The 12,281-nt window shown below is 51.0% G+C and carries 12 protein-coding genes and 1 pseudogene; 9 read left to right on the top strand and 4 right to left on the bottom strand.

Annotated elements, in window-relative coordinates:
- The first annotated feature begins 328 nt into the window (after positions 1 to 328).
- Positions 329 to 925, top strand: a complete 597-nt coding sequence (locus tag ACWAU0_RS05540) for a CHRD domain-containing protein (RefSeq protein ID WP_458138570.1) — start codon at positions 329 to 331, stop codon at positions 923 to 925.
- Between the two features lie 156 nt (positions 926 to 1,081).
- On the opposite strand, the gene ACWAU0_RS05535 is transcribed toward ACWAU0_RS05540, so the two are convergent.
- The 3 genes from ACWAU0_RS05535 to ACWAU0_RS05525 all read right to left on the bottom strand — a co-directional run bounded on the left by ACWAU0_RS05535 (position 1,082) and on the right by ACWAU0_RS05525 (position 4,520).
- The gene (locus ACWAU0_RS05535; protein ID WP_458138568.1) at positions 1,082 to 2,494 is read right to left on the bottom strand and encodes an ATP-binding protein; all 1,413 of its coding nucleotides are present in this window, start codon (positions 2,492 to 2,494) and stop codon (positions 1,082 to 1,084) included.
- Complete coding sequence (locus ACWAU0_RS05530) at positions 2,494 to 3,153, bottom strand: response regulator (protein ID WP_033158182.1); 660 nt, start codon at positions 3,151 to 3,153, stop codon at positions 2,494 to 2,496. Before ACWAU0_RS05530 ends, ACWAU0_RS05535 begins: the two co-directional genes overlap by 1 nt.
- Positions 3,154 to 3,287: 134 nt before the next feature.
- A complete protein-coding gene (locus ACWAU0_RS05525; RefSeq protein WP_458138566.1) occupies positions 3,288 to 4,520 on the bottom strand; it encodes an NADP-dependent isocitrate dehydrogenase in 1,233 nt (410 codons plus the stop codon).
- Positions 4,521 to 4,715: 195 nt separating this feature from the next.
- On the opposite strand from ACWAU0_RS05525, the gene ACWAU0_RS05520 reads away from it, so the two are divergent.
- The 7 genes and pseudogenes from ACWAU0_RS05520 to ACWAU0_RS05490 all read left to right on the top strand — a co-directional run bounded on the left by ACWAU0_RS05520 (position 4,716) and on the right by ACWAU0_RS05490 (position 9,496).
- Positions 4,716 to 5,294, top strand: a complete 579-nt coding sequence (locus ACWAU0_RS05520) for a MarR family winged helix-turn-helix transcriptional regulator (RefSeq protein ID WP_458138565.1) — start codon at positions 4,716 to 4,718, stop codon at positions 5,292 to 5,294.
- Positions 5,295 to 5,305: 11 nt separating this feature from the next.
- Positions 5,306 to 5,557 carry a ubiquinone biosynthesis accessory factor UbiK gene (ubiK, locus tag ACWAU0_RS05515; protein ID WP_033158177.1) on the top strand — a complete coding sequence of 84 codons (252 nt, stop codon included), beginning with the start codon at positions 5,306 to 5,308 and terminating at the stop codon, positions 5,555 to 5,557.
- A gap of 6 nt (positions 5,558 to 5,563) precedes the next feature.
- Positions 5,564 to 6,418: pseudogene (locus tag ACWAU0_RS05510) on the top strand (YifB family Mg chelatase-like AAA ATPase); the annotation flags it as partial.
- Between the two features lie 253 nt (positions 6,419 to 6,671).
- Entirely contained in the window at positions 6,672 to 7,001 is a 330-nt protein-coding gene (locus tag ACWAU0_RS05505; protein WP_523070764.1) for a hypothetical protein, read from the top strand.
- Positions 6,998 to 8,233, top strand: a complete 1,236-nt coding sequence (locus ACWAU0_RS05500; RefSeq protein ID WP_427551306.1) for a PfkB family carbohydrate kinase — start codon at positions 6,998 to 7,000, stop codon at positions 8,231 to 8,233. Before ACWAU0_RS05505 ends, ACWAU0_RS05500 begins: the two co-directional genes overlap by 4 nt.
- Positions 8,230 to 8,835 (top strand): 7-cyano-7-deazaguanine synthase, encoded by a 606-nt coding sequence (locus ACWAU0_RS05495; RefSeq protein ID WP_427551307.1) that lies wholly within the window; start codon positions 8,230 to 8,232, stop codon positions 8,833 to 8,835. The genes ACWAU0_RS05500 and ACWAU0_RS05495 overlap by 4 nt, the downstream gene beginning before the upstream one ends.
- Positions 8,801 to 9,496 (top strand): SagB/ThcOx family dehydrogenase, encoded by a 696-nt coding sequence (locus tag ACWAU0_RS05490; RefSeq protein ID WP_458138563.1) that lies wholly within the window; start codon positions 8,801 to 8,803, stop codon positions 9,494 to 9,496. Before ACWAU0_RS05495 ends, ACWAU0_RS05490 begins: the two co-directional genes overlap by 35 nt.
- Here the strand turns inward: ACWAU0_RS05490 and ACWAU0_RS05485 are convergent.
- The gene (locus ACWAU0_RS05485) at positions 9,431 to 10,300 is read right to left on the bottom strand and encodes an 8-oxoguanine DNA glycosylase (protein WP_523070763.1); all 870 of its coding nucleotides are present in this window, start codon (positions 10,298 to 10,300) and stop codon (positions 9,431 to 9,433) included. The two genes, ACWAU0_RS05490 and ACWAU0_RS05485, sit on opposite strands and share 66 nt — an antisense overlap.
- Before the next feature lie 1,035 nt (positions 10,301 to 11,335).
- On the opposite strand from ACWAU0_RS05485, the gene ACWAU0_RS05480 reads away from it, so the two are divergent.
- Complete coding sequence (locus tag ACWAU0_RS05480; protein ID WP_427551310.1) at positions 11,336 to 12,280, top strand: CBASS oligonucleotide cyclase; 945 nt, start codon at positions 11,336 to 11,338, stop codon at positions 12,278 to 12,280.
- Position 12,281: the final 1 nt, after the last annotated feature.

Here is a 12,281-nt window from a genome sequence, read left to right as displayed (position 1 = left end):
CGATGATTAGATCATATTGGCGCGTAAATCAGAACCGGGAAACACCGGCAACTTCGAGCAATGCAGGAGCCCAATGGATAGCAGCCGCGTCGATCAAATTCCGGCCCGCCGTTTGAAGGCCAAATCGCTCTATCCCGGCATTGCCGCCAGCCCACTTGGTTTAATGGCTAGCCATTGAAAAGCTTAAAAATTGTATGATTGACCGTACCTATTAAAGCAAGTGACAATCCTATCGCCTTGTAGGGGGAAGGTAGCGGGCTAAGATTTTTGGCAGACGTTTTTTGACACAAAATCTTTTAATTTTGCATTGGTATTTAGGGAGATTTACATGAAAAGCATTATGTTGTTACTAGCGTTACTATCGGCATGTTTAACCAGTGTTGGCGTGGCTGCTCACGAACTTAGTTATGCCGTCGTTTTATCCGGGCCAAACGAAGCGCCGCCCAATAGCTCTTTAGGTTTTGGCAGCGGTACTGTCACTTTCGATCTGGACTTGGTCACCATGCGGGTTAATTTTTCTTTCAGTGGGTTGCAGGGCAATACCACCGCCGCTCACATTCATTGCTGCACTTCCGTTGCGGGGGCAGCGACTGCCGGGGTCGCTAGTCAAACGCCAAGCTTTGTTGGATTCCCTTTGGGTGTAACATCCGGCAGCATGGACCAAACATTCGATCTTAGTCTCGCAAGCAGCTATAACGCGACATTCATCACCAATAACGGCGGTACCGTCAGCAGTGCACTGAATGCGCTACTGGTTGGCGCGGAGGCGGGCAAAGCCTATCTCAACATTCATACTTCGGCATTTCCTGGCGGGGAGATTCGCGGGTTTTTGCAACCGGCCGCAGTACCGTTGCCGGCTGCAATTTGGTTATTTGGCAGCGTAGTCGCTGTGTTCTCGTTACGCCGCCGTCGTAGACAAGTTTAAAAGCAAGCGATTTGGCATTAGTTGAAATGTCGGGTTACGCGCTATCGAGCTAACCCGACTTACGAGACCGCAACATAATCTGCTGGCTCTTCAAAACGGCATTCGTTTAACTGCAAACATAGACTTGGACGTCAGTTGATTCGAATAAATTTGCCTCTATTTCACAGGCGCAGAACCGGCCAAATCCATATGTAACCGTGCTTGCAAACCACCCAGCTCCGACTTGGCAAAATCAATATCCGCCGCATGTAAAGCCACAATGCGCTGTACGATGGACAAGCCCAAGCCGCTGCCTTCAACACTATTGGCGGTTTCCACGCAACGGTAAAAGCGCTGCGTGATGCGCTGATAATCGTCGTCGGCAACACCGGGGCCGCTGTCGTCCACAGTCAGCTGCAAGCGCTTGTTTTCGCGGCGGCAAGCTACTTTGATATGCCCTTCAATCGGCGAATATTTGATGGCGTTATCGAGCAAGTTGCGTAACAACACTTGAAATAACTGAGGATTGGCGACGATCACTAGAGCCGGCTCTCCTTGCAATTCAATATCGATACGCTTCTCGCGGGCGGCATGATCCAGATCGGAAATCACCTCTATCAAGGCCTGGTTAACATCAACGGACTGCTTGGCAATCCCGGCCTGCTGATGCTGCACTCGCGACAAGGTCAGCAATTGTTGCACCGTATGCGTCATCCGCGATACCGCTTGCTGGGCTTTTTGCAAAGCCTGATCGCGCATCTGCGTATCGGTGGTTTTTTGCGCCACTTGAATTTGCGTCAACAGACCAGCCAATGGCGTGCGCAGTTCGTGGGAAGCGTCGGAGGTAAAATTGCGCTCGTTGGCAAAAGCCTGTTCCAGCATCGCAAACAAGCTGTTGATTTGCGTGACCACCGGCAACACTTCGTCTGGCAGATTATCTACCGACAGCGGTTGCAGAAAGCCGGCCGCCCGGCTGGCCAGTTGTTCCTTGACCTGATTGACCGGCGACAGGGTGCGGCTGACGATCCACCAGATCATTACGCCCAATATCGGCAATGCGATCAAAAAACCAATCACTTGCTGGCCGGCGATGCCTTCCACCAATTCCCGGCGAATATCGTCGCGTTGACCGACATGAATCACATAATTGCCGTTTTCGGTACTCAGGCTAAATACATGCCAAAGCTGACCATCCAGCATGGTTTCGCTGTAGCCGTTTCGCGTCAAGGACAAGGCAAATTCCGGCGCGCTTTCCGAGCGTAACACTAGCCCCTCTTTCACTGAGCGTAATTGAAAGGCAATTTTGCGTTCGTATTTGTGGCCGAGGATGGGCGTGTCGAACAGCTCTGGAGCTTTATCGCGTTCCCAAAGCTTGGTCAGTGCTCGTTGCCGGACCATATTCTCGACAAAGGCGTGTACCACCCGTGCCGATTGAGCTAATTCAGCGTTGAATAGTTCGGTGACTTCGTTGCGGGTTTGTTTGTAACTGAAGTAGGCGGTAACGCCCCAAACCAACAACAGCGAGGTTAGGAGCGACAGTAGCAGCTGCTTTTTCAGGGAGCGTGGCGCCAGACGAAAATGTTTGACCATCAGTTCTCGTCGATGATGTAACCGACCCCGCGGATGGTGCGAATCAGGTTGCTATCCAGTTTTTTACGCAGGTGATGAATATGTACTTCCACCGCATTGCTCTCCACTTCTGAGCCCCAGGCGTAGAGCGACTCTTCCAGACGAGCCCGGGAAATAACCTGGCCGATATGTCCCATTAAATAACTCAGCACTTCAAATTCTTTTTGCGCCAGATCAACCGGTTTGCCATTGAAATACACTTGGTGTGCGGCGGGATCGATGGTAACGCCTTTATGTTCGATCACTGGCAGGCTATGACCATCGTGGCGGCGGGCCAACGCGCGCAAACGGGCGCAAATTTCCGCTAGGTCGAACGGTTTGGTGACAAAGTCGTCGGCGCCATTGTCCAGACCGGCCACCCGTTCGGCGACGCCTTCGCGGGCGGTTAAGACCAAAACCGGGGTGCTGTCCTTGCGCCGGCGCAGGTTCTTCAACACGCTCATTCCGTCCATGCGCGGCAAGTTCAAGTCCAACACCACCAGATCATAGTGGTTCAACTTCAGCGCCTCGTCGGCCTGCGCGCCGTCGATTAACCAATCCACCGCATAACCTTCCAGCGTCAAGCCGGCTTTTAAACCATCACCAAGGATGGCGTCATCTTCTACCAATAATAAGCGCATGATGTGTGTGTACCTATGGGCTGAGTGATTAACTTAGCCTGGATTGTAGCAATGATTTCTCAGTGTTCTGTGAGCGAGTAAGCAACTTAAAAGTTCGCTGGAATTGCGAGTAAACCCAGCGAACGGCAAAAGCCTCATGACGCCGAAAGGCTGCGTTCCAGATTGGCTCGCAAAGCTTCCAGAAAATCCTCGGTCGTTAAATAATGCGAGTCGTTTAAATCATCGCCGTAGATACACAAGGCCAAATCCTTGGTCATTTGCCCGGCTTCGACGGTATCGACGCAGACCTTTTCCAAGGTTTCGCAGAAGTTGATCAACTCGGCGTTGCCGTCCAGTTTGCCGCGAAACGCCAAACCGCGCGTCCAGGCAAAGATCGAGGCAATCGGATTGGTGGAGGTCTTTTTGCCTTGCTGGTGCATCCGGTAATGGCGGGTGACGGTGCCATGCGCCGCTTCGGCTTCCATGGTTTTGCCATCCGGCGTGACTAAGGTGGAGGTCATCAAACCCAGTGAACCAAAACCTTGGGCCACCGTGTCGGATTGCACATCGCCATCGTAGTTTTTGCAGGCCCAAACGAAGGCGCCGTTCCATTTCAAGGCTGAAGCCACCATGTCGTCGATCAGTTTATGTTCGTAGACAATGCCTTTGGCTTCGTATAAGGGTTTGTATTCCGCTTGGTAGATTTCTTCGAAGATGTCTTTGAAGCGGCCATCGTATTTTTTCAGGATGGTGTTTTTGGTGGAAAGATACAGCGGCCAGCCTCTATCCAGCGCCACGTTAAAGCAACTGCGGGCGAAGCCGGCGATCGATTCGTCGGTGTTGTACATCGCCAACGCCACGCCGTCGCCGTCGAAGTGGTAAACCTCAAAGCTTTGCTCCGGACCGCCATCGTCGGGCGTGAAGCTGATCTTCAATTTGCCCTTGCCTTTGGTGACGAAGTCGGTGGCGCGGTACTGGTCGCCGAAGGCATGCCGGCCGATACAGATCGGCTGGGTCCAATTCGGCACCAAGCGCGGCACGTTTTTGCAAATGATCGGTTCGCGAAACACAGTGCCGTCCAGGATGTTGCGAATGGTGCCGTTTGGTGATTTGTACATTTTTTTCAATCCAAACTCGGCCACCCGCGCTTCGTCCGGGGTGATGGTCGCGCATTTGATGCCAACGCCGTGTTTTTGAATGGCGTGGGCCGCATTGATGGTAACTTGGTCGTCGGTGGCGTCGCGCTGCTCGATGCCTAAGTCGTAATAATCGATTTGCAGATCTAGGTAAGGCAGAATCAATTTGTCTTTAATGAAATGCCAGATAATGCGGGTCATTTCATCGCCGTCGATCTCCACCACCGGATTTTTGACGGATATTTTCTTCATAACGGCTCCTCACCTATCGCTAAAAGAGGCCTTCAGTATAGCCTGCCTACCCCTGAAACACGGAATGTTTAACGGCTTGCTCTGCGCTGTCTGCAACATGGATCGACTGTAGCTTTTTTGGGCGACGGTGGCCGGATAGTTGCGTCCGGCAGCCGCCACGCTTGGAATTGGCCGGCCTGTGGTAGAATCGGTCCAATGCATGAACTAGACACATTCAAGCTGATCGAGCGGATCAGCGCCTTGCTACGTTCGGAAGAACGCAAAAAATACGCAGCAATCGGTTTGCAACCGGTACATGGTCAGGTGCTGGAGTATCTGGCCAAGTGCAATAAATACAGCAACACCCATGCCGCGGTGGCTGAGTATCTGGGCTTGACCAAGGGCACGGTGTCCCAGACTATCCAGATTTTGGAACGTAAGCGCTATCTGGATAAAACCACGTCCATTTTGGACGGCCGGGTGGTCCATCTGAGCCTGACAGAGGCCGGCAGGCAGTTGATCGAAGAGTTAAAGCCGCTGGATGTTTTTAAGCAGGCCGAATCCAAAGTCAGCCGCCAGGAGTTCGATACCATAGGCCAGGCGCTGCAAACCACGTTGGGCGTGCTGCAAAAAGTCAATGACTCGAAGAGTTTTGGTTTATGTCGTTCCTGCCATTATTTTTCGGTGGAACAGCATCACTATCAATGCGGCTTAACCGAACAACCCTTGGATCGCGAGGATACTGATAAAATATGTCGTGACCATTTACCCGTTCCCAATTCATTCATAGACTAAGAGTAGCCACCATGTTTGATCCCAAAGCCATAGACAATCTTGCCGAGCGTATCGCCGGCGCCATCCCTCCCGGTTTGACCAATCTGAAAGACGATGTGGAAAAGAACGTCCACGCCTTGCTGCAAAGCGGCCTGTCCAAACTGGATCTGGTCAGCCGCGAAGAATTTGAAGTGCAAAAAGCCGTATTGGCGAAAACTCGCGCCCGTTTGGAAGAACTGGAAAAGCGCGTCGCCGAACTGGAACAACGGATTCCGCAAGCCTAAAAAGCCATGTCGCTGGCCGTCGTTTACAGCCGGGGCCGTTCCGGCATAGACGCCCCGCAAGTGACGGTGGAAGTGCATGTCAGTAGCGGGCTACCGGCTTTAAATATCGTCGGTCTGCCCGAAACGGCGGTGAAGGAAAGCAAGGACCGGGTGCGCGGCGCGATCATCAATTCGCACTTCGAATTTCCGTTCCAGCGCATTACCATCAATCTGGCCCCAGCCGATTTACCCAAAGAAGGCGGCCGCTTTGATTTGGCGATTGCCTTGGGCATCCTGGCCGCCTCTGGGCAAATCCCCAAGGATGCCTTGCACGAGTACGAATGCATCGGCGAGTTATCGCTAGGTGGTGAGTTGCGGCCGATTCCCGGCGCGCTGCCGGTAGCGATTCATTGCCGCAATGTTTTTAGGCAACTGATTCTGCCTGCTGGTTGCGCGGCGGAGGCGTCGTTGATCAAAGATGCGCAATTGCTGCCGGCCAGGACACTGCTGGAAGTCTGCGCCCACTTGGCGGGCCGGCAAGCCATCGCGCCACCTGACGTTCATCTCAGCTTCGAGCAAGCAGTTCACGCGGTCGATTTTGCCGACGTGCACGGCCAATTTCACGTCAAACGGGCCATGGAAATCGCCGCAGCCGGGAAGCATAATTTACTGATGCTGGGCCCGCCCGGCACCGGTAAATCGATGTTGGCGGCACGTTTGCCGACGATTCTGCCGGAACTCAGCGAACAACAAGCCCAGGAAACCGCCGCGCTGGCCTCGATCAGCGACCATGGCCTGGACGTCAGCCGTTGGCGGCAGCCGCCCTATAGAGCGCCGCACCATACGGCCTCAGCGGCGGCCTTGGTTGGCGGTGGTGTAAACCGGAACGTATTATGCGACTGAACAAGATTTCAGGGCCAATAAATGCGACTATGGCAATTTCGCAATTACTACCTTATATTATGAGCGCTTTTTGCGACTGAGTACGGATGAAATTGTCATTCACCTATTAGCTACTATGGCCGCTTACTCTTGACTCCAACAAACACAAAGCCAAGAAGCAACCTGTACCACCAAAACACAAATCCAGATATACCAATTATTTACGATTTTTAACCGATGAAGAGGACAATAAATGTCAGGATCGAATGGAAGTAGTGGCGTTGGAAGCGGCTTTTGGGAAGGTGAAGAAAGTTGTGAAACGTTAGTAATTGACACACAACTTAGCTCCCCCAAACCCGATGTTATTTCGGACATTTCAGTTGGCGATCTGCTGGATATTTCGGCACAGCCAATTGGGACTACCACAGTAGTCGTTGCATTCTATAAGGGTAAGGTTGCAGGTGGGTTGGCATCTCCGAAAACACGACGGCTGCTTGAATGTTTGGCGGGCGGCACTCGGTACGTTGCTAGAGTCACCGAAAAGAACGACGGTCAAATCCGTGTGCGTGTTAGTCCTCAATGAATTCAACTATAGATAATACTTACGCTATCGCCGTTGTCGGCGGGGTGTATCGTGAACGCTGCATGCGACCAGCGTGGCAAGAGGTATACGGATCAGCAGGACGAGCCGCATCCGCCATGGCGGCAATGGGGATCTTTGTTGAACTACATACTTATTATGATTCCATAACTGAGCCGGTATTAATTTCTCGAGCAGCCATTGAAGGGTTTAAGTTCTCAGGGGAAAGCATTCCAAAATCTACCCTTTTTGATTACGACCACGGTTTAGCCACTCCTCGCATTTATAGTTTTGGTAGTCGTCAATCTTCGCTACGCGTACAGGCTGAACAGGTTTTACGCTTCGGCATGCTGGAAGGCAGCGCATCTGTTCACGGCAAGAGAGTTGTTTACGACCCGCAGAGCCCGGCAAAGCCTGAGCCATTTCATCAAAACGGATCTACGGCAGACGAACTTGCTCTGATTCTTAATTATCGCGAGGCCCGGTTATTGAGTGGCGGGGAAAGTACATCAGCTGACTCAATTGCCAAATCATTGATTCTTGATGGTCATGCTCAAGTTGTAGTCATTAAATGCGGTCCACTGGGTGCTTTGGTTCATGATGGTAAGTCAACTAATCTAGTTCCAGCCTATCGATCGCGCTCCGTATGGAAAATAGGTTCCGGGGATAACTTTGCCGCACATTTTGCATTGCGATGGATGGAGGAAGGGAAATCGGCCGCCGAAAGTGCAGACCTTGCCTCACGAGCAACAGCATACTATTGCCAAAGCAAAGGTTTTGCCATACCTGAACTATTTGAATCATTCACTCCAGAAGCAATTGTTCCTTCTGAAGCATTCAGAAAAGGGCGCCGTCCGGTTGTCTATTTGGCAGGTCCCTTCTTTACTTTGGCTCAGCTCTGGATCGTTGAGCAAGCGCGGAAAGACCTAGCGGACATGGGGCTTGAAGTATTCTCACCGTATCACGATGTGGGTTGCGGCAGTGCAGATGATGTGGTGATGCTTGACTTGGTTGGCATCGAGAAAGCGGACATTATTTTTGCTATTGGCGACGGTATGGACTCAGGCACAATTTATGAAATTGGATACGCGCGCGCCAAAGATAAGCCTGTGATCGTTTATTGTGAGAATGAGTCCGAAGAAAACAAAAAAATGATGCAGGGTTCGTCATGCCATATGTGTGATGACTATGTTAGCGCTATCTATCATGCAGTTTGGACCGCGTGTAGTTTATGAGTGCTGCTTTATTATTATCGGGTGGAATGGATTCACTGGCCGTTGCCTGGTGGAAACGGCCAGACTACTGTATTACTATTGATTACGGACAGCTCGCCGCCGAGGCAGAGATAACTGCATCAAAGGTTATCTGTGAGAAATTGGGCATTGAGCATCATGTCGTCCGTGTCGATTGCAGGTCTCTAGGCTCGGGAGATATGGCAGGTACACCTCCAGATGGATATGCCCCTGCCAGCGATTGGTGGCCCTATCGAAATCAAATGCTACTAACCTTTGCAGCCATGAAAGCCCTACCTTTGGGCGTCAAGACGATTTGGATTGGTTCTGTGAAATCCGATAAGTCTCATCAAGATGGCACTATACAATTTCTGGAGAGCATGAATGCCTTACTGTCTCTCCAAGAAGGAGGTATGACAGTTAGAGCTCCCGCAATCGATATGACCACTCCTGAACTGATTCGATACGCAGACGTTCCTAAAAATATCCTGGGTTGGGCACACAGCTGTCATAAAGCAAACGTTGCGTGTGCAAACTGTCGAGGATGTAATAAGTATTTTGAGGTGCTTTATGAACTCGATGGCGGAATGGATGGACTTGGGTAATCCTTTTCCCCGTCCAGTGCCCAATTGCTATACACCTATCACGTGGCCTAAGGGAAACGTAATTCAATTACCCCTCACAATTACTGCCGAGGAAAAACAAGAATCTGCAATCAATATATTGCTTCGTCGTCGTACGCGACGCCAGTTTTCCGATATTAGTCTGGATTCGCTCGGCGCTTTACTTTGGATATCTTGCCATACTCAAGAATTAGGCAGTGACCACTTAGGGTTTCCTTTGTCGCGGCGCCCATGCCCATCAGGCGGCGCGATTCATCCCATCCACCTTCTTGTACTGTTACCCCAAGAAGAGTGTTGGTACCGTTACGATCCTAATCAACATGTATTACACGAAACGCCCAGTAAACTGGATGCAACAATAGTGAAGAGTTCAATGCAGAATATAGTAACTGCTCCATCAGCGACGTTGTTCATCCTTGCGGCGGAACCAGGGATGACGGCGGCAAAGTATGAGGCCTCTGCAAGCCTTGTATGGAGAGATGCCGGCGTGATGCTTGGGGTATTAGCCATCGCTGCAGAAGCCCTTGATCTCAGTTTTTGTCCTTTGGGGGTAACTGGCGAACCTTGGGTAAGTCAACTACTCGAACAACCGGGTTTGTCTGGCGTCGGAGGTGCTTTTGTTGGAACGACCCCGTCCTCTTGATGAACTGGCCGCAAGAGCATCGGACGGCGAGCGCGGACGAACTCCGGCTAGACTCCCTCCCATCAATTGAGTAATAGTCCGAGGGGAGGACATCATTTCAAACCAAATAATGGCATCCAGCTCTGAAGGACGGGTGCCGATAGCCTGAGCAAAACGTATGAATTGTTCCTCGAGCTCTAAATAGTTCCTCTCTACCGTTAGGTTTTCATCAAAGAACTTCGCCAGCGCACCCGCACGCAGTACGTGAATATCCAGAATTGCGACATCGTCCGCGTCTAACCAATTACGTGCGACCCACGACGCTGTTTTGAGTCCAATACCTGGCAATTGGATGAGCCATTGGCGTAGTGCTTTTCCACTGTCTAATGGTGGGGTTTCTGCAGACAAGCGGGATAACGCTGTACTCAAATAGCGGGCTTTCTGTTTCACAAATCGGTATCGAATCTGACGGCCATCGATTTCAAGAGGCTGGGAAAGTACGTCAAATATATCTGATTCAGTTGAAGCGTTGGCGAACATTCCCTGTGCCTGGAGTCTTCGAAACGCGGCAAGGCCGACACTTGCCGGAATTCCATGTCCGCCCAAGAGACAGGCGCCAACCTCTTCGGCAAGCGTATTTCCTAATCGATGTCGTGGCGGCATCCCGGTGATACGACGTGCCATGACTTGGTAAGTCCAATAGGCTGGAGTAGGGAATGCTTCAATTGCCCCCCAAGGAATGCCTGGCAAAACGAAGGTGTCAGAAGACGGCAGTTCGATTTGCACTACGGCGGCGCCTGTGAAAACTGCAGCGGACTGTCTCATGAGGGTCTCGACTCAGTTAAGTACTGAGCATTGAGTGCGCGCAAAACGTGCTCTCGCTCAATTGGTTCCATACGGTCAAACCGATCAAACAAACGCTGATGGCGGCGCTTGTTCGTCTGCCGATCGCGATATGTCTCTCCAAAATATGAAGCGTCATGAAGCTTGGTTGGGGGAGGGAAATTCATCCAGACACACTCTGTACGCACATCTACATGGGTCTTCGACAAAAACGTTGCTTTGCGCCAATTCCCTAGGCGTAACTCATACATCGAGTTGTCGTAACCCGAAAGCATTACCATGCAAGGCAAAGCAATTAGAACGTCCAATAGTCGGCTGTGGTCCTTGTATGAATACTCATGCCGATAAATTTTCGAATTTCTTCGAGATTCGGGCAAATATGGGGGGTCGGCGTAGACTAATTCCCCTCCTTGATAATCATACTTCTCAAGGAATGAGACGGCGTCACCGTGTATCAGAGTGCAATAGTTCGGATATCGTTGTCGCCACTTTGCGATAACCGCCCCGTCTGCGTCGATACCAAAATTGATTTGAGCGGCCTTTTTGTTTCTTAGCACAGCTCCACCACCTAAGTGAGATTCAATATAAGTTGTGTGTGCCGGCATGAGATTAATTAGCCGTTGGTAGCACTTGCCTTTTCCGCCTGGATACGTCATGGATCAATCATCGTCAATTTTGACGATGATGTCAAGTGGTGGCAAACCAATTGAACTTCCACGATTTGCTCGCTGTAAACGAGTTAACGGCATCGCCTCAATTCCTGTTTCCCTGGGCAAGCAGCGATTCAACAGACATTGACTTTGATTATCCAGTCTTTGAATGTCTACAGTATTGTCAGTTCTGGAACCCCACAACTTTAGGATCACTTTGTAAACCGGCTCTCTTGAATTAGGGCAAATAGCGCCCCATATTGAAGGCGCGTTTGGCATTTTTACTGCCAAGTTCGCCTTTATCGCTGCAGGGAGGCCGGCCCGTTCCCGGTCGTTTAGATCAACTCCAGGACCACGGGGATAAACAATGGCTCTAACCAACACCGAGCTTCGCTACTACGACAGCAACGTACTTCGCCTACCGGCGGATAAACGCAAGGAATACCACGCCCAAGTCGATCGACTAATCGACGAACTCTGCAAGCATGTTAGGGACAAGACTGAAATCAAAATTACCAAGGTCGTGAAGGCCGGTTCCTTTGCAAAATATACAATTTTGAGGAAGACAACTTACGATCCCGTCGATGTCGATGTGGTGTTCTACATTTCCGGCCGCGACGCGAACAAGGAAACCCTCGATAGCCTTAGTGCGACGATCTACGATCTTTTGATCAAAATCTATCCGACCAAGTCAGTTGAAGATTTCGAAATCCAGCGCAAAGCTGCGACTGTGACTTTCATTGGAACGGGATTGAGCGTCGATATTGTGCCAGTGATTGAGGATGAATCCCGGCCAGGTTATGGCTGGCAATACGACATCCATGATGGCTCTAAAATTCAGACCTGCGCGCCCTGTCAAATTAAGTTCGTTCAGGAACGCAAGAACGAGGATGGCGATTTTCGCACTTTAGTCCGAATGGCGAAAAAGTGGCGCAACTACGCCGAAGTTAAACCGCTCAAATCTTTTGCCATTGAGTTGATCATGGCGCATGTGCTCGTCACGCAGGGAAAAGACGGCAGCATCGAGCAACGCTTCCGTAACTTTCTACTTTACATCGCGCAATCAGGCCTAAAGGATCAAATCAGCTTCCCCGAAAACACACCGCCGTTCGGAGTCTTTTCTGATCCGGTCGTAATCCTTGATCCGGTTTATAGCCTCAACAACGTTACAAGCCGGATTTCTGAAGCGGAGCGGCAAGAGATCGTCACAGCAGCCCAAGAGGCTTGGGAAACGGCCAACTTCGCATCGGTTGAGAACGACAATTCGGTCTGGAAAGAGATTTTCGGTCCGGGCTTTAAGGTGGAGGATTGAG

It is taken from the genome of Methylomonas sp. Uni0009 (assembly GCF_054188105.3).
The sequence above is the reverse complement of the archived record's forward strand: the minus strand, read 5'-3'. Positions and strand labels throughout refer to the sequence as shown.